The organism is Arthrobacter sp. PL16 (assembly GCF_035985055.1).
GTDB lineage: Bacteria > Actinomycetota > Actinomycetes > Actinomycetales > Micrococcaceae > Arthrobacter_D > Arthrobacter_D cheniae.
Map to the genome: position 1 here is coordinate 409,508 of NZ_JAXCIC010000002.1, position 19,654 is coordinate 429,161.

18 protein-coding genes are annotated in these 19,654 nt (G+C 67.6%); 15 read left to right on the forward strand and 3 right to left on the reverse strand.

Annotated features, from left to right (window positions below):
• Positions 1 to 238: 238 nt before the first annotated feature.
• Genes RCH21_RS05565 through RCH21_RS05585 form a run of 5 tightly spaced genes read left to right on the forward strand, consistent with a single transcriptional unit; the run spans position 239 to position 5,923 of the window.
• Positions 239 to 1,474 (forward strand): ABC transporter substrate-binding protein, encoded by a 1,236-nt coding sequence (locus RCH21_RS05565; RefSeq protein WP_407923694.1) that lies wholly within the window; start codon positions 239 to 241, stop codon positions 1,472 to 1,474.
• 3 nt (positions 1,475 to 1,477) lie between these two features.
• Positions 1,478 to 2,467 carry a carbohydrate ABC transporter permease gene (locus RCH21_RS05570; protein ID WP_326963529.1) on the forward strand — a complete coding sequence of 330 codons (990 nt, stop codon included), beginning with the start codon at positions 1,478 to 1,480 and terminating at the stop codon, positions 2,465 to 2,467.
• Entirely contained in the window at positions 2,464 to 3,378 is a 915-nt protein-coding gene (locus RCH21_RS05575) for a carbohydrate ABC transporter permease (protein ID WP_120147267.1), read from the forward strand. Before RCH21_RS05570 ends, RCH21_RS05575 begins: the two co-directional genes overlap by 4 nt.
• Positions 3,375 to 4,844, forward strand: coding sequence for a GH1 family beta-glucosidase (locus RCH21_RS05580; protein WP_326963530.1), 1,470 nt, complete (start codon positions 3,375 to 3,377; stop codon positions 4,842 to 4,844). Before RCH21_RS05575 ends, RCH21_RS05580 begins: the two co-directional genes overlap by 4 nt.
• Positions 4,844 to 5,923 (forward strand): LacI family DNA-binding transcriptional regulator, encoded by a 1,080-nt coding sequence (locus tag RCH21_RS05585; protein ID WP_326963531.1) that lies wholly within the window; start codon positions 4,844 to 4,846, stop codon positions 5,921 to 5,923. The genes RCH21_RS05580 and RCH21_RS05585 overlap by 1 nt, the downstream gene beginning before the upstream one ends.
• On the opposite strand, the gene RCH21_RS05590 is transcribed toward RCH21_RS05585, so the two are convergent.
• The gene (locus RCH21_RS05590; RefSeq protein WP_326963532.1) at positions 5,854 to 8,049 is read right to left on the reverse strand and encodes a S9 family peptidase; all 2,196 of its coding nucleotides are present in this window, start codon (positions 8,047 to 8,049) and stop codon (positions 5,854 to 5,856) included. The genes RCH21_RS05585 and RCH21_RS05590 overlap by 70 nt on opposite strands.
• 190 nt (positions 8,050 to 8,239) lie before the next feature.
• On the opposite strand from RCH21_RS05590, the gene RCH21_RS05595 reads away from it, so the two are divergent.
• The 4 genes from RCH21_RS05595 to paaZ are packed head-to-tail and all read left to right on the forward strand — an operon-like array spanning position 8,240 to position 13,195.
• Positions 8,240 to 9,448 (forward strand): thiolase family protein, encoded by a 1,209-nt coding sequence (locus RCH21_RS05595; RefSeq protein ID WP_326963533.1) that lies wholly within the window; start codon positions 8,240 to 8,242, stop codon positions 9,446 to 9,448.
• On the forward strand, positions 9,448 to 10,188 hold the full coding sequence (locus RCH21_RS05600; RefSeq protein ID WP_326963534.1) for an enoyl-CoA hydratase/isomerase family protein: 741 nt from the start codon (positions 9,448 to 9,450) through the stop codon (positions 10,186 to 10,188). The genes RCH21_RS05595 and RCH21_RS05600 overlap by 1 nt, the downstream gene beginning before the upstream one ends.
• Entirely contained in the window at positions 10,185 to 11,111 is a 927-nt protein-coding gene (locus tag RCH21_RS05605) for a 3-hydroxyacyl-CoA dehydrogenase family protein (protein ID WP_326963535.1), read from the forward strand. The genes RCH21_RS05600 and RCH21_RS05605 overlap by 4 nt, the downstream gene beginning before the upstream one ends.
• On the forward strand, positions 11,108 to 13,195 hold the full coding sequence (paaZ, locus tag RCH21_RS05610) for a phenylacetic acid degradation bifunctional protein PaaZ (RefSeq protein ID WP_326963536.1): 2,088 nt from the start codon (positions 11,108 to 11,110) through the stop codon (positions 13,193 to 13,195). Before RCH21_RS05605 ends, paaZ begins: the two co-directional genes overlap by 4 nt.
• Positions 13,196 to 13,212: 17 nt before the next feature.
• On the opposite strand, the gene RCH21_RS05615 is transcribed toward paaZ, so the two are convergent.
• Together RCH21_RS05615 and RCH21_RS05620 are read right to left on the reverse strand one after the other, a co-directional pair.
• On the reverse strand, positions 13,213 to 14,031 hold the full coding sequence (locus RCH21_RS05615; RefSeq protein WP_326963537.1) for a hypothetical protein: 819 nt from the start codon (positions 14,029 to 14,031) through the stop codon (positions 13,213 to 13,215).
• A 183-nt stretch (positions 14,032 to 14,214) separates the two neighbouring features.
• Complete coding sequence (locus RCH21_RS05620; protein ID WP_182976836.1) at positions 14,215 to 14,829, reverse strand: TetR/AcrR family transcriptional regulator; 615 nt, start codon at positions 14,827 to 14,829, stop codon at positions 14,215 to 14,217.
• A 156-nt stretch (positions 14,830 to 14,985) separates the two neighbouring features.
• Between RCH21_RS05620 and paaA the strand changes: the two genes are divergently transcribed.
• Genes paaA through RCH21_RS05650 form a run of 6 tightly spaced genes read left to right on the forward strand, consistent with a single transcriptional unit; the run spans position 14,986 to position 19,604 of the window.
• Entirely contained in the window at positions 14,986 to 15,966 is a 981-nt protein-coding gene (gene paaA / locus RCH21_RS05625) for a 1,2-phenylacetyl-CoA epoxidase subunit PaaA (protein WP_326963538.1), read from the forward strand.
• A gap of 1 nt (position 15,967) precedes the next feature.
• Positions 15,968 to 16,315, forward strand: a complete 348-nt coding sequence (paaB, locus tag RCH21_RS05630) for a 1,2-phenylacetyl-CoA epoxidase subunit PaaB (RefSeq protein ID WP_120147257.1) — start codon at positions 15,968 to 15,970, stop codon at positions 16,313 to 16,315.
• On the forward strand, positions 16,312 to 17,136 hold the full coding sequence (gene paaC / locus RCH21_RS05635; RefSeq protein WP_326963539.1) for a 1,2-phenylacetyl-CoA epoxidase subunit PaaC: 825 nt from the start codon (positions 16,312 to 16,314) through the stop codon (positions 17,134 to 17,136). Before paaB ends, paaC begins: the two co-directional genes overlap by 4 nt.
• A complete protein-coding gene (gene paaD / locus RCH21_RS05640; RefSeq protein WP_326963540.1) occupies positions 17,130 to 17,642 on the forward strand; it encodes a 1,2-phenylacetyl-CoA epoxidase subunit PaaD in 513 nt (170 codons plus the stop codon). Before paaC ends, paaD begins: the two co-directional genes overlap by 7 nt.
• The gene (paaE, locus tag RCH21_RS05645; RefSeq protein ID WP_326963541.1) at positions 17,642 to 18,772 is read left to right on the forward strand and encodes a 1,2-phenylacetyl-CoA epoxidase subunit PaaE; all 1,131 of its coding nucleotides are present in this window, start codon (positions 17,642 to 17,644) and stop codon (positions 18,770 to 18,772) included. Before paaD ends, paaE begins: the two co-directional genes overlap by 1 nt.
• A gap of 52 nt (positions 18,773 to 18,824) precedes the next feature.
• Complete coding sequence (locus tag RCH21_RS05650) at positions 18,825 to 19,604, forward strand: enoyl-CoA hydratase/isomerase family protein (protein WP_120147253.1); 780 nt, start codon at positions 18,825 to 18,827, stop codon at positions 19,602 to 19,604.
• Positions 19,605 to 19,654 lie beyond the last annotated feature (50 nt).

Sequence of the window (19,654 nt, forward strand, 5' to 3'; positions counted from 1 at the left end):
CACCCGGCGGTGCTTCGCAGGTGCTCCCGCAACGCACCGCCGCAACCCCCGTCCTGGAACGAACCCGCACCAACCAGCGCTTTCCGCCGGCGTACCGCCCGCACAGAGTGCCGCCAGGAAGTCCCACCCAGAATCCGCTGCAACCGGCAGCGGGATCGAGCTGACAAAGGAGTCAACCGTGCGCGTCAAAGCACGATTCACAGCACTATCCGCCGCCGCCGCCCTTCTGGCCCTGACCATGACGGCCTGCGGGTCGGGGTCCGGTACCGAGAATGCCGGCGTCGAAGGCGAAACCGGCACCGACGACGTCACCGTCTCCGTCGGAACCTTCAACGAGTTCGGCTACGAGGAGCTCTTCACGGAGTACGAGGAGCTCAACCCGAACGTCACCATCGAGCACAAGAAGGCCGCTACCTCCAACGAGGCCCGCGACAACCTCACGACCCGCCTCGCAGCCGGATCCGGTCTGTCCGATATCGAGGCCATCGAGGTCGACTGGCTCCCGGAACTGCTGGAATTCCCCGACCAGTTCGCTGACCTGAGCGACCCCGCCGTCGAGGGCCGGTGGCTGGACTGGAAGACCGCCGCCGCCACGACCGAGGACGGCCAACTCATCGGCTACGGCACCGACGCCGGACCCCAGGGCGTCTGCTACCGCGCCGACCTCTTCGAGAAGGCCGGACTGCCCAGCGACCGCGAGTCCGTCGCCGCGATGCTCGACGGGTCCTGGCAGGACTACTTCGACGCAGGCAAGGAGTTCGTCGCGGCGAGCGACGGCGTCGCCTGGTTCGACTCCGCCGGAGCTACCTACCAGGGCATGATCAACCAGGTCCAGAATGCCTACGAGGACAATGACGGCAACGTCATCGCCACCGAGAATGCCGACGTCAAGGACATCTACGAGCAGATCCTGCAGGCATCCGTGACCGACGGTCTTTCCGCGCACCTCACGCAGTGGGAAGACGATTGGGTAGCAAGCTTCCAGTCGGACGCCTTCGCCACCAAACTGTGCCCGGGCTGGATGCTCGGTGTCATCGAGGGCAACGCCGAAGGCGTCGAGGGCTGGGACATCGCTGATGTCTTCCCCGGCGGCGGCGGTAACTGGGGCGGGTCCTACCTGACCGTTCCTACCCAGGGTGCGAACCAGGCCGAGGCCAAGAAGCTTGCCGAGTGGCTGACCGCCCCTGAGCAGCAGATCAAGGCCTTCGAGTCCAAGGGGACCTTCCCGAGCCAGGTCGAAGCGCTCGAGAGCGAAGAACTCACAAGCCAGACCAACGCCTTCTTCAACGATGCGCCGACCGGCGAGATCCTCGCCAACCGTGCTACCGCCGTCGAGGTCACGCCGTTCAAGGGCCCCAAGTACTTTGCCATCAACGATGCGATGCAGCAGGCACTGACCCGTGTCGATGTCGACAAGACCGATGACCCCGCTTCCTCCTGGGAGAAGTTCGTCACCGCTGTAGGCGCTCTGTAGCCGATGGCCGTCACGGACCGGGTCCAACCCCCACCACCCACCACGAAGCAGCAGCCTTCGCGCGACAAGAGCGTGAAGCGGCTGGCCTTCTCCCACAAGGTATCGAAGTGGGACGTCAAGCTGTCCCCGTATCTCTACATCTCGCCGTTCTTCCTCCTCTTCGCCGTCACGGGGCTGTTTCCCCTGGCCTATACGGCGTGGGTCTCGTTGCACTCCTGGAACCTCATCGGAGGCAAGGGAGCATTCACCGGGCTGGAGAACTACGAGTTCGTGCTCGCACAGCCGTTCTTCTGGAACGCCGTAGGCAATACGTTCAGCATCTTCCTCCTCTCGTCCGTCCCGCAGGTCGTCCTTGCCATCGCGATAGCGGCGGTACTCGATGCCAACCTCCGGGCCAGGACGTTCTGGCGGATGGGCGTCCTCGTTCCCTTCGTGGTGGCCCCCGTGGCCGTTGGGCTGATCTTCAACAATCTCTTCGCTGACCAGGCAGGCCTGTTCAACGAGATGTTGACGGGGATAGGGCTGGACCCGGTCCGCTGGCACTCGGACTCGCTCGCGAGTCACGCGGCCATCGCAACAATGGTCAACTTCCGCTGGACCGGCTACAACGCGCTGATCTTCCTTGCCGCGATGCAGGCGATCCCGAGGGACGTCTACGAGGCCGCGACGATCGACGGCGCAGGACGCCTCCGGCAGTTCTTCTCGGTCACCGTGCCGATGCTGCGCCCCACCATCATCTTCGTGGTCATCACCGCCACCATCGGCGGCCTGCAGATCTTCGACGAGGCCCGGGTGTTCGACCAGGCCGGCCTCGGCGGTGCGGACCGGCAATGGCAGACCCTCACGATGTACATCTGGGAACTCGGCTGGGGCCAGCGCAACTTCGGCAGGGCCTCGGCGGTAGCTTGGCTCCTGTTCCTGATCATCGTGCTCATCGCGATGGCAAACTTCCTCATTACCCGCCGCATCGCAACGCAGGGAGGCCGACGATGAGCTCCATCCCCATGATCGAGCAGACCGCCGGCAAGGGCGCTGCCCGTGCAGCCCAACGGGGTCTCGGCACCAGGCGCCGTGGCGCCCCCGGCGGCACCCAGCGTCGGCCAGGCTTCCTGACCTACGGATTCCTCGGAGCGGTTCTCCTCGGCTCGGTGTTCCCGCTCTGGTGGTCCTTCCTGGTCGGCAGCCACGACAGTTCGGTCATCAGCAAGGGTGTCCCGCTGATCCCGGGCGGCAACTTCCTCGCCAACGCGTCCACCGTGCTGGACAGCATCCCGTTCTGGAAAGCTCTCGGTAACAGCATCATCGTCTCCACCGTCACGGCGGCGTCCGTGGTGCTCTTCTCGACCCTCGCCGGATTCGCCTTCGCCAAGCTCCGCTTCCGCGGCAGCAAGGGCCTGCTCGTCTTCGTGATTGCAACGATGGCGGTTCCCACCCAACTGGGAGTGGTGCCCCTCTTCATCGTCATGGCGAAGCTCGGCTGGACCGGTTCGCTCTGGGCGGTCATCATCCCGGGCGTGGTCACCGCCTTCGGGGTGTTCTGGATGACGCAGTATCTGCGGGACGCCCTGCCGGACGAGCTCATCGAGGCGGTCCGCATCGACGGCGCCTCGATGATCCAGGCCTTCTGGTACGTGGGCCTGCCGGCTGCCCGACCGGCCGCGGCTATGCTCGCTCTGTTCACTTTCGTGGCAACATGGACCAACTTCTTCTGGCCGTTCATCGTGCTGGATCCCTCGAACCCAACCCTCCCGGTGGCGCTTCAGCTCCTTCAGGCGGCGCACTTCGTCGACTACTCGATCGTGCTCGCCGGAGCCGTGCTGTCCACCATCCCGCTGCTGATCCTCTTCGCAGTCGCGGGACGCCAACTCGTATCAGGAATCATGCAAGGAGCAGTCAAAGGATGAGCAGCACCGACATCACCTTCCCCGAGGGCTTCCTCTGGGGTGCGGCGACAGCCGCCTACCAGATCGAGGGGGCCGCCCAGGAGGGCGGCAGGGGACCATCGATCTGGGATACGTTCTCGCGGGTTCCGGGAGCGGTGGCTGACGGACACAACGGCGACGTGGCGTGCGACCATTACCACCGGTCCGGCGAGGACGTGGCGATGATGAAGAGCCTCAACCTGCAGGCGTACCGCTTCTCGACCTCGTGGTCCCGCTGCATGCCCGACGGCGTGACGCCGAACATCGAGGGCATCCGCTTCTACTCGACCCTCGTGGACCAGCTCCTCGAGGCCGGCATCAAGCCCTGGCTGACCCTGTACCACTGGGACCTTCCGCAGGCCCTCGAGGACGAGGGTGGCTGGACCAACCGCGACACCGCCTACCGCTTCGCCGAGTACGCCGCGGTGATGCACGAGGCCCTCGGTGACCGGGTCCGCATCTGGACCACGCTCAACGAGCCCTGGTGCGCCGCGTTCCTCGGCTACGCCGCTGGAGTGCATGCGCCGGGGCGGCAGGAGCCGACGGCGGCGCTCGCTGCCGCGCACCACCTCCTCCTCGGGCACGGTCTCGCAACGCAGGAGCTGCGCCGCCGCGACGCGGAGGCCACGCTCGGCATCACCCTCAACCTCACGGTGCCCGATCCGCTGGACCCGGACAGCGAGGCCGACAGGGACGCGGCTCGCCGGATCGACGGGCAGTTCAACCGCATCTTCCTCGATCCCGTGATCCGCGGCGCCTACCCGGAGGATGTCCTCCGGGACGTCGAGCACCTGGGGATGAGGGACCATATCCGTGAGGGTGACCTCGACATCATCGGCACGCCGATCGACGTGCTGGGCGTCAACTACTACCACGGTGAAGCAGTGACCCGGACGCCGTCGGACGAGGCCGCACCGCAGGAAGGCCACGCTCCGCTCGAGCGTCCGGTCTCCTCGCCCTATGTCGCCGCGCACGGTGTCCGCTCGGTTCCCCGAGGCCTGCCTGTCACGGCGATGGACTGGGAGGTGCAGCCCGAGGGACTCCGCCGTCTGCTCAACCGACTCCAGAACGAGTACACCGGGCCCGCCGGGATTCCCCTCTACGTCACGGAGAACGGTGCCGCCTACAACGACTCACCGGACGAGTCCGGTTTCGTGGACGATCAGGACCGGCTCGGCTTCTTCGACGTCCACGTCCGCGCGATGAAGGATGCGATCGACGACGGCGTGGACCTGCGTGGGTACCTCGCATGGTCGCTGATGGACAACTTCGAATGGGCGTGGGGCTACCATCAGCGCTTCGGCCTGGTGCGCGTCGACTACGAGACGCAGGAGCGCGTGCCGAAGGCAAGTGCCCTCTGGTATTCGCGCCTGGCGGCCACGAACACCGTGACGGCCGGCGTCCCGTCGCAGGACGCCGGGAAGGCGGGTGTCGTATTGTCGAGGTGATGAACACGTCCCCGCCCCGGTCGCTGCGCCATGCGGCAGGTCGCCCGAGCCCTACGCTCGAGGACCTGGCCCTGGCGGCCGGGGTGTCGCGTTCCACCGCTTCGCGCGCCATCAACGGAGGGGACCGTGTCAGTCCCGCGGCCCAGGCTGCGGTGGACCGGGCGGTCGTCGCGCTCGGGTACATCCCGAACAGGGCGGCCCGCAGCCTGGTGACGCGCCGGACGTCCTCGATCGCCCTCGTCATTCCCGAGCCTGACGTCCGCGTCATGATGGATCCCTTCTTCGCCGTCGTCATCACCGGCATCACGGAGGCTCTCCGGGAGACCGACGTGCAGTTGGTGCTGCTGATGTCGAGGACCGACGACGATTCGGCCCGCACCCTGCGCTACCTCCGCGGCGGCCACGTGGACGGGGCGATCGTGGTCTCGCACCACAAGGCCGATTCCTGGGCGAGGTCCCTCGCCGAGACCGGTCTCCCGACCATCTTCATCGGGCGCCCCTGGGACATGACCTTCGACGTGACCTATGTGGACACCGACAACGTGGGGGGCGGGAAACTTGCCGCGCAGCACCTCTCAGGCATCGGTCGGCGACGCCTCGCGACGGTCGCCGGGCCCGCGGACATGACTGCGGCCGTCGACCGCCTCCGTGGGTGGAAGGCCGGTCTCGCCGAGGCCGGCCTCCCCGCGGGTCCCGTGGTCCACGCCGACTTCACGACCGACGGCGCTGCTGCTGCGGCGCGTCTGCTGCTTGCCGAGCACCCCGACATCGACGGGATCTTCGCGGCCTCGGACCTCATGGCGCTCGGCGTCATGGAGGCCATCCAGGCAGCGGGCAAGACAGTGCCCGGAGACATAGCGCTCATGGGCTATGACAATCACGCCGTCGCAGAGACAGCGTCCACCCCGCTCACCACCATCACGCAACCCATGGTCGAGATGGCGGTGAAGGCGGGCTCGATGCTCCTGGAGGAGATCGAGGCTCCGGGCTCGCACCCGGAGCCCGTCATCTACTCGACCAGGCTGGTGGAACGCGAGAGTACCTCGGTGGCGCCGATGGCATCAGCGGCGAACGCGTAGTCCCAGGCGACGTCGCGCCAACGCGAGTAGCGTCCGCTGGCCCCGCCGTGGCCGCCGTCCATCTCGGTCTTGAGCACGATCGGCTCCGACCCCGTGGTCGTCTCGCGCAGCTGCGCCACCCACTTGGCAGGCTCGACGTAGAGCACCCGGGTGTCGTTGAAGCTGGTGACGGCCGCGATGCGCGGGTAGGCCACAGGACGGACGTTCTCGTAGGGCGTGTACTCCTTCATGTACCGGTACACCTCCTGGTCCGTGATGGGGTTGCCCCACTCCTCCCACTCGAGTGCCGAGAGCGGCAGCTCCGGGTCCAGGATGGTCGTCAGCGCGTCGACGAACGGTACCTGCGCCACGATCGCCCGGTACTTCTCCGGCGCCAGGTTCGCGATAGCGCCCATGAGCAGCCCGCCCGCCGAGCCGCCGATCGCGGCGACCCGGTTCGGGTCCGCCCAGCCCGACGTGCTGAGGTGGGTCGTCGCGTCGACGAAGTCCGTGAAGGTGTTCTTCTTGGTGAGCTTCTTGCCCTGCTCGTACCAGCTGCGACCCATCTCACCACCGCCGCGGATATGCGCAGTGACGTAGATGATGCCGCGGTCCAGGAGGGAGAGCCGGGCGATGGAGAACGAGGGATCCATGCTGGCCTCGTAGCTGCCGTAGGCGTAGATGACGGCGGGGTTGGTCCCGTCCTGCGCGAGCTCGGCGCGGCGGACCACCGAGAGCGGAATCAGCGTCCCGTCGGCTGCGGGGGCCCACTGGCGCTCGGCGACGTACTGGGCGGGATCGTAGCCGCCACGCACCTCTGTCTCCTTGCGCAACTCCAGCGTCCCGTCCTCCAGCACGTAGTCGTACACGCGCGGGGGCGTGAGGTAGGAGGCGTAGACCAACCGGATGATCGGGGAGTCGAACTCGGCATTCGCGAGGTTGCTCGTGAAGAGTTCCTCGTCGAAGTCGGGCTCGGCCGGCAGGCCCTGCTCGGGCGTCCCGAGACCGGCCAGGGGCAGGACCTGTACGCGCTCGATCGTGTCCTTGCGCACCGAAAGCACCAGGTGCGTCTGCGTGACCGTGACGCCGTTCACCCGGACGGCGTCGTCGTGCGGGACGACCGTGGTCCAGTCCTGCTCGGCCAACGGCCTGGTGAACTGGTCCGCTGCCACGAGGCTGACCATGGAATTCTTCGCGTTCCGATCATGGGTGAGCAGGTAGTACCGTGCGTCGTCGATGGTGACGGGCTCGGCGTCGTACAGGATGCGCTCGTCGCGGGAGATCAGCGTGGTGAGGCCGTCCGCCGGGCGCGCGAGGTCGAGGACGCGGTACTCGCTGTACTCGGAGCAGCCGATGCTGATGAGCAGCTGGGTGCGGTCCGCCGACACCTCGAAACCCGTCCACATGGCAACGTCGTCCTCCTGGTACACGACGACGTCGTCGGCGACGGGGGTGCCGAGCGTGTGCGCACGCACCTGGTAGGGACGCCACGAGTCGTCCACCACGGTGTAGTACACGCGCGAGCCGTCGGGGGAGAAGGACAGGCCGTAGAAGATGTTGGGGACCTCGTCCGGCAGGAGCTCATTCGTCCCGAGGTCCTTGATGCGCAGTGTGAAGCGCTCGTCACCGGCGTTGTCCTCGCAGTACGCCAGCAGCGTTCCGTCCTCGGTGACGGACATGCCGCCCAGGGAGAAGAAGGGCTTGCCCTCGGCGAGGTCGTTGCCGTCGAGCAGGATCTGTTCGCCGGCGACGGGCTGCCCGGGAACGACGTCGGGCGGCGTCCAGTCACGGCTGAGATCGCCCGTGTCATGTGCTGCCACACGGCATTGGATACCGTACTGCTTTCCCTCTTCGGTGCGGGAGTAGTACCACCAGCCCCTCTTGCGGGCGGGCACGGACAGGTCGGTTTCCTGCGTGCGGTCCTTGATCTCCGTGAAGATCGCGTCGCGCAGCGGTTCCTGGTGCTGCGTGACGCTCTCCGTGTACGCGTTCTCGCGCTGGAGGTACTCGACCAGCTCGGGGCTCTCCTTGTCGCGCATCCACTCGTAGTGATCGACGAAGGTGTCGCCGTGGTGGGTGCGCTCGAAGGGCACCTTCCTGGCCGGGGGCGGAACGGGGGTAACGAGTGCGGGAGCGTCAACAGTCATGGCTTCCATCTTGCCACTGCGGGTCCGGGCCCGACCGGCCGGCCCACCCCGACTGTGTCCTCGCGGCGGCCTCCGGTTGACCGTGCCGGACGGGCGTGCAATTGTGGAGAAGGCCTTTACAGAACGAACGTTCAGTAATTCGCCGGCAGGTCCACGACGACGCAGGTCCACGACGACAAGGGAGACGACGATGTCCGAGGCTTTCCTGGTGGGAGGCGTCCGCACCCCTGTCGGCCGCTACGGTGGAGCGCTCTCCAGCGTCCGCCCCGACGATCTGGCGGCCCTCGTGCTCTCCGCCGTCGTGCAGCGTGCAGGTGTGGACCCGGCCACCGTCGACGAGGTGATCCTGGGCAACGCGAACGGTGCCGGTGAGGAGAACCGGAACGTCGCGCGGCTCGCTGCCCTGCTCGCCGGCTTCCCCGATACCGTCCCCGGCATCACGGTCAACCGCCTCTGCGCGTCCGGACTCTCCGCCATCATCATGGCGTCCCACATGGTCAAGGCGGGAGCCGCGGACATCGTCATCGCCGGTGGTGTCGAATCCATGAGCCGTGCGCCCTGGGTCATGGAGAAGCCGGACAAGGCCTTCGCGAAGCCGGGTGCGGTGTTCGACACCTCCATCGGCTGGCGCTTCACCAACCCCCTGCTCGCCGCCCGCGACAAGACCACCTACTCGATGCCGGAGACGGCGGAGGAACTCGCAGCCCTCGACGGCATCACGCGCGACGACGCCGATGCCTTCGCGCTCCGCTCGCATCAGCGCGCGGTGGCAGCCATGGAGGCGGGACGGTTCGACGACGAGATCGTCCCCGTCCAGGTGAACAAGGGGCGGATGTCCTTCTCCGTGGACACGGACGAGGGACCGCGTGCCGACACCACCCTCGATGTGCTCGGGAAGCTCCGTTCCGTCGTCCGGACGGACGGGATCGTCACCGCGGGCAACTCGAGCTCGCTGAACGACGGTGCCTCCGCGGTGATCGTGGCGTCGGAGGCGGCGATCAGGCGTTACGGCCTGACCCCGCGGGCCCGGATCCTTGACGGTGCCTCCGCTGGAGTGCCTCCCGAGATCATGGGAATCGGCCCGGTTCCGGCCACGCAGAAGGTCCTCGGACGGACGGGCCTCTCCATCGCCGACCTCGGCGCGGTCGAGCTCAATGAGGCCTTCGCCACGCAGTCCCTCGCGTGCATCCGGCGGCTGGGACTCGACGAGGAGATCGTGAACCGCGACGGTGGTGCGATCGCCTTCGGACACCCGCTCGGCTCCTCCGGATCCCGCATCGCCGTCACCCTGCTGGGTCGGCTCGAGAGGGAGCTCTCCGGATCATCCCGTCGGATCGGACTCGCAACGATGTGCGTCGGCGTGGGCCAGGGTACGGCCATGCTGGTCGAGGCCGTCTGATGCCCGGCGCCCTGAACATCACGGGCGGTGAGGACCGAGTCGTCGTCGAACTGCACAGGCCGGAGGTGCGCAATGCAATCGACCGCCAGATGGTCGAGGAGCTGCATCTCGTGTGCGGCGATCTCGAGGAGAAACCGCAGACGCTGATCCTCATCGGATCCGGCGGCGTCTTCGCCTCGGGAGCCGACATCGCCGAGTTGCGTCAGCGCCGGCGCGACGACGCCCTCGCGGGCATCAACTCGACGCTCTTCGCGCGCATAGCGGCCCTTCCCATGCCCGTCATCGCGGCGCTCGACGGGTACGCCCTCGGCGGCGGTGCGGAGCTCGCCTTCGCGGCGGACTTCCGCATCGGCACGCCGCGCCTGACGATCGGCAACCCCGAGACGGGCCTCGGCATCATGCCGGCGGCCGGAGCCACCTGGCGGTTGAAGGAACTGGTGGGAGAGCCGCTCGCGAAGGAGATCCTCCTCGCCGGACGCATCCTGAACGCGGAGGAAGCGCTCGAGGCGAAGCTGATCACCGCGATCCACGCACCGGAGGACCTCCTCCAGGCGGCACACGCCCTCGCCGACCGCATCGGGAGGCAGGACCCGCTGGCCGTCCGCATCACCAAGAGCGTGTTCCACGCACCCCGGGAGGCGCACCCCATGATCGACCAGCTGGCCCAGGCCATCCTGTTCGAGTCCGAGGCAAAGTTCGACCGCATGCAGCGGTTCCTGGACAGGAAGAAGGAGTCATGAGCAGCGTTCCCGCCCGGGTCGGCGTGCTCGGCGGCGGCCGCATGGGAGCCGGCATCGCCCACGCCTTCTGCCTCGCCGGATCCGACGTCGTCGTCGTCGAACGCGATGAAACCGCCGCCGATGCCGGGATGGTCCGCGTGACGCAGGCCTTGGCCCGCAGCGTGGAGCGAGGCACGACGGCGGAGGACATCGCAGCCCTGACCGCGCGCGTCTCCGTGTCGACGGATTACGCAGCCTTCGCCCCCTGCGCGCTCGTCATCGAGGCGGTGCCGGAGGACCTCGCACTGAAGAGGCAGGCGCTGCGGGCGGTGGAGGACGTGCTGGCCGCCGACGCCTGGCTGGCGACGAACACCTCGTCCCTCTCCGTCGACGCGCTCGCCGACGCCCTCCAGCGGCCCGGGCGGTTCTGCGGACTCCACTTCTTCAACCCGGTCCCGGCATCCACCCTGATCGAGGTGGTCCTCGGAGCGCAGACGTCCCCCGACCTCGAAGCAGCCACGCGCACATGGGTGGAGGCGCTCGGCAAGACGCCCGTCGTCGTGCGGGACACCCCCGGCTTCGCAAGTTCCCGGCTCGGCGTGGCCATCGCGCTCGAGGCCATGCGGATGCTCGAGGAAGGAGTGGCGACGGCGGAGGACATCGACGCCGCGATGGTCCTCGGTTACAGGCACCCCGTCGGGCCGCTGCGCACCACGGACCTGGTGGGGCTCGACGTGCGGCTCGGGATCGCCGAGTACCTCGCATCGACGCTCGGTCCGCGTTTCACGCCGCCCGCCATCCTGCGCGAGAAGGTGGCGCAGGGCCATCTCGGACGCAAGAGCGGCCGCGGCTTCTTCGACTGGGAGGACGCACCGCCGTCGCCCGTCCCCTCCAGAGCTCCACACGCATCCCCGGCAGAACCAGTGAAAGGCGAGCGGACATGACAACCGCCCCGGAACGAGTACAGATCGACGTCGTCCCCAGCTTCATCGAGGACGCCTGGTGGACCCCCGACCGGACAGCAGCGGACGGTGACGGCACGGTGGTCCGCGACGCCAGCACCGGCGAGGAACTCGCCATCGTCAGCACGGCGGGCATCGACACCGCCTCCGCCATCGGCTTCGCACGGGTCACGGGGCAGGCGGAGCTGGGCCGCTTCACCTTCCACGAACGCGCCCTGAAGCTCAAGGAGCTCGCGCAGTACCTCACTGCGCACCGCGAACCGCTCTACGAACTGTCGGCGAAGACCGGCGCCACGAAGATCGACTCGATGGTGGACATCGACGGCGGCATCGGCGTGCTCTTCACCTTCGGCTCGAAGGGGCGGCGCGAGCTGCCGAACTCGCACGTGATCGTCGACGGTCCGCCCGAGGTGCTCTCCAAGGACGGCTCCTTCCTCGGCACCCACATCCATACGCGCATCCCCGGCGTCGCCGTGCAGATCAACGCCTTCAACTTCCCCGTATGGGGCATGCTCGAGAAGCTTGCCCCCGCATTCCTCGCGGGCGTCCCCACGATCGTCAAGCCGGCAACACCCACCGGTTTCCTGACGGCCGCCGTGGTGAAGCTGATCATCGGCTCCGCGATCCTGCCCGCCGGGTCGCTGCAACTCATCTCCGGTCCGGCCCGCGACATCCTCGACCATCTGGACTACCGGGACCTCCTGTCCTTCACGGGCTCGGCGTCGACAGCGAACCACCTGAAGTCGCACCCGTCCATCTCCCGGGGCGGCGTGCGCTTCACGTGCGAGACGGATTCGCTGAACGCGGCGATCCTCGGTCCCGATGCGGTGCCCGGCACCCCCGAATTCGACGCCTTCGTGAAGTCCCTGGTCACGGAGATCACGGTGAAGGCGGGCCAGAAGTGCACGAGCATCCGCCGCTCCATCGTGCCGAGCGCGCTGGTCGACGACGTCGTCCGCGCCGCCGGTGACCGTATCCGCGAGCGCGTCACGCTGGGGGACCCCCGCGCCGAGAGTGTGACGATGGGCGCTCTCGCTTCGCTCGCGCAGCTCGAAGGGGTCCACGACGCTGTGCGTGAACTCCTCGCAGGCGGTGCATCCCTCGCCTTCGGGTCGCTCGATGCGCCCGACGTCGTCCTCGCCGACAACACCTCCGGCAAGGCGCCGGACGGGGCGTTCATGGAGCCCGTGCTGCTGACCTGGCAGGACGTCGAGGCCGGCGCCCTGCACTCGGTCGAGGCCTTCGGGCCGGTGGCCTCCGTTATCGGGTACGACGACATCCAGCACGCCATCCGCCTCGCAGCCCTCGGCTCCGGTTCCCTGGTGGCCACGGTCTGCACCAATGACCCGGTAGTGGCGCAGGAACTGGTCCTCGGCATCGCCGCGCACCACGGGCGCGTGCTCATCCTCAACCGGGAGGACGCGAGGTCGTCGACCGGACACGGATCGCCCGTCCCGCACCTCGTGCACGGAGGACCCGGGCGTGCCGGCGGTGGCGAGGAACTGGGCGGCATGCGCTCGGTCCTGCACCACATGCAGCGCACAGCCGTGCAGGGTTCGCCGAACATGCTCACGAGCATCACGGGGGAGTGGCACACGGGTGCGGATCGCCGGTTCGGCGACATTCACCCCTTCCGTAAGGACCTCTCCGCGCTGCTCATCGGCGACAGCGTCCGGTCCGAGCTGCGGCAGGTGACGCTGGCGGACATCAGCGCGTTCGCCGAGACGACCGGCGACACGTTCTACGCGCACACCAACGAGGACGCTGCCGCAGCCAACCCGTTCTTCCCTGGCATCGTGGCGCACGGCTACCTGCTGCTCTCGTGGGGCGCCGGTCTTTTCGTGGATCCCGAGCCCGGGCCGGTGCTCGCCAACTACGGACTCGAAAATCTTCGCTTCATCACGCCTGTCGCGGCAGGTGACTCCATCCGCGTCACGCTGACGGCCAAGCGCATCACGCCGCGGGAGACGGACGAGTACGGCGAGGTGGCATGGGACGCCGTCCTGCATAACCAGGACGACGAGATCGTCGCGACCTACGACGTCCTGACCCTCGTGCAGAAGTAGCGGGAGCCTCTTGGAAGTTACGTCTGCCCTTTGGTGGGTTGGTGCGAAGCTACTGCCGCCCGGACGAGTGCCAGGAAGTGCTCCGGTTCCCTGGTGAGCAGAGCATGGGTTACGCGGAGGACGGGGACGCCGCGCATCGTGAGCAGGTTCCAGCGTCGGCGGTCCTCCTCGAACTCGCGCCGGTCACTGTGGTACTTCCGCCCGTCCGCTTCGATACCGAGTATGCCGTCGATGTACAGGTCAAGACGGCCTACGCCCGGTACGTGGACCTGCGACTGTGTGCTGAAGCCGGCCGTTCGTAAGTGATACCTCGCGATGGTCTCGATGATGGATTGCGAATGCGGATCGACGAGACCGACTATCGTCCGGAGGCGGGCGTCCCTTTGTCCTTTCACCGCTCTCCGCAACGGGTCGAGAGCAACATGCTTGAGGACGACTGCGGACTCTACGATGCACAGTGCGTCGAGTTCGGGGAGGCAGCGTGCGGATTGAAGGCAGATCAGCAGCGGCGTAAGGGGTTCTTCCGAGCGGTGTACACGGAACCTGGCGTCCAGGCCTCGACCGTGATTGACGCTCGCGTGGATCAGCGAAGGGTTGCGGAAGACCCACAGACCAAGACGTCGCGCCGCGCTGATGCAGGCAAGTTCAGCATGTGCGCACGTCGCCGCGTACAGGTCGCTGTCGTACTCGGTCAGGCAATAAACGCCACGCATCGGACGACTCACCTCCTGCTGATCCAGCGCTTGCTTGAGCTGATCAGGGCTGACGCCCGCGCGGATCAGAGCGTTGCTACGCGCCACACCGCCGAATGCCCTCAGGGCACTGATCGGGTCCATGCAGTAACACTTGCGGTTGACCTGCTCCGCAGGTCGGATGGTTGACATATGTGGACAAGTTGCCCGCTGTCGTGCCCAGTGAGTCGGCATTGTCAGTGGGCATCATCACGGATGCCCACTCGGGCAACGGACTCAGTGGGCAGAAGCGGCCAAGAAGGCGGCGGAGGCTGACGCAGGAAAAGGCTAGCGGAGGTGCAGGCCGTCGAACACCATCAGGATGACGTCGTCGGCCAGTTTGTCCGCGGTGAGCGGCCCCCCCGGCCGGTACCACTCGACGATCGAGTTGATGGTCCCGAAGATGAGCCGCGTGGTGGTCCTGGGATCGATGTCATCGCGGATGGAGCCTTCGTGGCGGGCGGCGTCGACGAGCGCCGCGATCTGGCGGTCGAAGGTCCGCCGTCGTTGCAGGGCCTCACGTTCCACCTCCGTGTTGCCCCGCAGCCGCAGCAGCAGGGTGACGAAGGGCAGCCGCTCGGTGAGGACGGCGATGGTGCCGCGGAGGACGAACTCCAGGCGGGCGTCGGCGGCGCCGCTACCGGCTCGGCTGTCCTCGAGGATGGCTTCGAGGCCCCCGAGTGCGTGGTCCAGCGCGAGTCGCAGGAGGTCGCCCTTGGAGGGGACATGGTGGTAGATGGCCGACTTGCTGATGCCCAGTTCCTCGGCCAGCATCCCCATGGACGTGGCTTCGTACCCGTACCGGTTGAACGCGGTGACTGCGACTGCGAGGACCGACTGCTGGTCGTACCCCGGCCGTCCTCGGCGGGCGGTGGGGGTCGGCAGGGCTCCGGTGGCAGTCATGAAGTCATTTTCGCACGACCGTTCGGTCGGGTTGCCGCCGGCGCCGCCGAGCACGACCCGGGAACGCGTCGAGCGTTGACTGCCACTCCACACGCTCCCTATACTGAACGAACGGTCGGTAATTGAGCCGGGTGTCCAGACGAGCGAGGTAGCACGATGACGACTACAGCGATTGACGCGGGAAGCCGTGCGAACCACGACGACGCCGGAGAGCAGCAGTTCAACGAGCTCATCGCGCAGGACTCCCGCATCGAACCCCGTGACTGGATGCCGGCGGACTACCGCAAGTCCCTCACGCGCCAGATCTCCCAGCACGCGCACTCCGAGATCATCGGCATGCAACCCGAGGCCAACTGGATCACCCGTGCACCGTCCCTGAAGCGCAAGGCCGTCCTGATGGCCAAGGTGCAGGACGAGGCGGGGCACGGTCTGTACCTCTACTCCGCCGCGGAGACCCTCGGCACGCCACGGGACAGGATGACCGAGGACCTCATCGCAGGCAAGGCCCGGTACTCGAGCATCTTCAACTATCCCGTCCTGACCTGGGCCGACATCGGTGCCATCGGCTGGCTCGTCGACGGCGCTGCCATCTGCAACCAGGTTCCCCTCTGCCGTGCCTCCTACGGCCCCTACGGGCGCGCGATGGTCCGCATCTGCAAGGAGGAGTCCTTCCACCAGCGCCAGGGCTTCGAGATCCTGCTCGAACTGGCCAACGGCACCCCCGAGCAGCGCGCCATGGCGCAGGACGCCGTCAACCGCTGGTACGCGCCGTCCCTCATGATGTTCGGCCCTCCGGACGAGGACTCACCCAACTCCCAGCAGTCGATGCTGTGGAACATCAAGCGGTTCTCCAACGACGAGCTCCGCTCACGTTTCGTGGGAATGATGGTCGAGCAGGTGAGGGCCCTCGGGCTCGAGCTCCCGGACAAGGAGGTCCGCTTCAACGAGGAGACCGGCCGCTGGGAGCACGGACCCCTCGACTGGAACGAGTTCAAGGAAGTCCTCTCCGGTCGCGGCCCCTGCAACGCGCAGCGCATGGAGCGACGCCGCGAGGCCCACGAGGAGGGCGCCTGGGTCCGCGAGGCCGCAGCGGCCTACGCCGAGAAGCAGGCCCTGAAGCACGCGCAGGCGGCATAGGGTGACCGGCGGATCGACCACGGGCGACGACGGCGCGAAGGCACCGTCGTCAGGCCCCCAGGAACCGCGGGCGGCCTGGCCGCTGTGGGAAGTCTTCGTGAGGTCGTCACGCGGACTCTCGCACGTCCACGCCGGTTCGCTGCACGCACCCGACGCCCAGATGGCGTTGCGCAATGCCCGGGACCTGTACACGCGGCGCAACGAGGGAGTGAGTCTCTGGGTGGTCCCGGCGACGTCGATCATCACGAGTGATCCCGACGCCAAGGACCAGTTCTTCGAGTCCCCCCAGGGCAAGGACTACCGCCACGCGACGTATTACACGAAGAGCGAGGGAGTGAAGCACCTGTGAGTGAGGCCAACGCCAGCGCAACCCGCATCACCCCGGGTAACGCGCTACGTCCCGAAGACATCGCCCTCCTCGACACGAAGCCTTCGGACGCCGTCGCGCAGTACGCCCTGTGGCTCGGTGACGACGCCCTGATCCTGGCGCAGCGGCTCGGTTGGTGGATCTCCCGGGCACCGGAACTCGAGGAGGACGTGGCGCTCGCCAATATCGCGCTCGACCAGATCGGGCACGCGCGGTCCTTCCTGACCTACGCGGGCCGCGCCTGGGACAAGACCGAGGACGACCTCGCCTACTTCCGGCGGGAACCGGAGTTCCGGTCCGTGCACCTCGTGGAGCAGCCCAACGGGGACTTCGCCCGCACGATAGCTCGGCAGTTCGTCGTCGCGCTGTACCAGTGGGAGCTCTACTCCCGCCTGGTGGGGTCCAGCGACCCGACCTTGGCCGCGATCGCCGCCAAGGCTGTCAAGGAGGTCGACTACCACCGGGACCACAGCATCCAGTGGATCCTCCGCCTCGCCCAGGGGACCGACGAATCCCGCCGCCGGATGATCGCCGGGCTCAAGCTCACCTGGCCGTATGTGGAGGAACTCTTCACCGACTACCCGCTCGTCGACGAACTCGGCGATGCCGGGGTGCGGCCGAGCACCCTCCGCGAGCCGTTCGACGCAGCGGTCAGGGCGATCCTCGCCGAAGCTGAACTCGAGCCGCCCGAGGTACCCGGTTCGGTCGGCGGCGGGAGGCTGGGGCGCCACAGTGAGCACCTCGGCTACATCATCGCCGAGCTGCAGGTCCTCGCGCGCGAATATCCAGGGGCGTCATGGTGACCATGACGGACCTGCGGCCAGCCGCTCCTGCCGATGCGGCCGCCTGGGACCTCGCAGCGACCGTATGCGATCCGGAGATCCCCGTCCTCACCATCGAGGACCTCGGTATCCTGCGCGACGCCCACGTCTCCGACACCGGCCAGGTCCTCGTCACCATCACGCCCACCTACTCGGGCTGCCCGGCGATGGACGCCATCCGTGACGACGTCGTCACGGCTCTCAACGGAGCAGGATACGACGACGTCGCAGTACGCCTGGTGCTCGCACCGGCCTGGACCACCGACTGGATGAGCGACGACGGGAAGGCGAAGCTCGCGGAGTACGGCATCGCGCCTCCGACGGGTAAGGCCGCCGTCGGGCCCGTTCGCCTCGGCCTCAGCGTCAAGTGCCCGCAGTGCTCCTCGCTGAACACGCGCGAAATGACCCGCTTCGGTTCGACATCCTGCAAGGCGCTGTACGTCTGCAACGACTGCAGGGAACCCTTCGACTACTTCAAGGTGCATTGATGGCCGTTGTCCTCGCCCCCTCCACCAAGCGGAGGAGCGCCTTCAACAGCCTCTCCGTCCGCGCCGTCCGCCGGCTCACGGAGGACGCCGTCGAGGTCACGCTCGACGTCCCGGCCGAGCTCCAGGACAAGTACGACTACCTGCCCGGGCAGTACGTCGCCCTGCGCGCAACGCTCGACGTCGACGGCGAGCCCAAGGAAATCCGCCGCAGCTACTCCATCTGCGCCGATCCCCGGCCCGGTGAGCTGCGCGTCGCTGTGAAGCGGGACCTCGGCGGGGTCTTCTCGAGCTGGGCGAACGAGTCGCTCAAGGCGGGGGACGTCCTCGACGTCATGAGCCCACTCGGACAGTTCACCCCACGGACGACGCCGGGGCAGCAGGCCGTCTCGCTCGTCGCGGTGGCTGCGGGATCGGGCATCACCCCGGTGATCTCCATCGCCCGGTCGATGCTCGCGAGTGGTCCGAACGTCCGCTTCGACCTCGTCTACGCGAACCGGGCCGCCATGGACGTCATGTTCCTCGAGGAGCTGGCGGATCTGAAGGACCGTTACCCCTCGCGGTTCGCGCTGCACCATGTCCTGTCCCGCGAACAGCGCATTTCACCGCTGCTCTCCGGCAGGATCGACGCCGAGAAACTGGAGAAACTGCTCGGTACCGTCCTGGACGTCGAGCGGGTGGACGAATGGTTCCTCTGCGGGCCCTTCGAACTGGTGCAGCTGTGCCGGGACTCCCTCGCCGAGCGGGGGGTGCCGGCGGAGAAAATCCGTTTCGAATTGTTCACCACCGGTGAGCCGGCCCGGCCCGAGGGAAGCATGGGACGGCCGGTGGCGCCGATCGGCACCGGTGACAACTACACGATCTCCTTCAACCTCGACGGACTGCAGGGATCAGTGCAGAGCCCTACCCATGCGCGCGAATCCATCCTCAACGCCGCTCTGAGGGTGCGCTCCGATGTTCCCTTCGCCTGCGCGGGCGGAGTGTGCGGCACCTGCCGTGCGAAGGTGGTCGAGGGGACGGTGGAGATGGTCGAGAACTATGCGCTCGAGCCCGACGAGGTCGCGAAGGGCTACGTCCTGACGTGCCAGGCCCATCCGACCAGCGACGCCGTCTCCGTCGACTACGACGCCTAGGAGCATCATGAATGCAGGAACCACGCCGGCGGGGCCGACATCCGAAACAGGTATGGTCCGCCTGACGATCGCGGACGGCATCGCCGACGTCGTGCTGGATGCTCCATACAGGCTCAACGCGGTCGACGCCCAGGCACTGGATGATCTGGCTGCGGCGTACGGCGCAGCCGCTGCCGGTGTCCGCGAAGGAACGGTGCGCGCCCTGGTCCTGCGCGGAGAGGGACGCGCCTTCTGCGCCGGCCGTAATCTCGGCGCCATCGAGCCAGGGGCCGACGACGCCTTCGCGTTCCTCGACTCCACGCTGACGCCCTTGCTCCGCACGATGGCGGATTTTCCCGCCCCGACCTTTGCCGCGGCGCAGGGCGCCTGCCTCGGCGTCGGGCTCGGCCTGCTCATTGCGACGGACGTGGTGTATGTCGCCGAGGACGCGAAGATCGGCTCACCGTTCGCCAATCTCGGTCTGGTTCTCGACTCGGGCGGGCATTGGCTCTTCACGGAGCGATTGGGGCCGCATCGCGCCCTCGACCTGATGTATACCGGCGATCTCATGACGGGCGCGGAGGCCGTGACGAGCGGACTGTTCAGCCGCGCCGTTCCCGCCGCGGACCTGCTCGCTCTCACCCGGGCGAAGGCCGCACGCGCTGCAAGAGGTCCGCTGCAGTCCCTCGTCGCCTCGAAGCAGCTTGTCGGGCGGATCCGCGACGAGCGCCTCGGTCTGTGGGACGCCATCAGCGGCGAGAACGACGTGCAGGGCGTGCTGGGGGCCTCCGACGACTACCGCGAGGGCCTGGAAGCCTTCCGCGAGAAGCGGGCGCCGCGCTTCGGGTACTGATCCGCGAGAACCTTCCTGCGGCCGCGGCCGCGACCGTGCGTGTGCCGAGC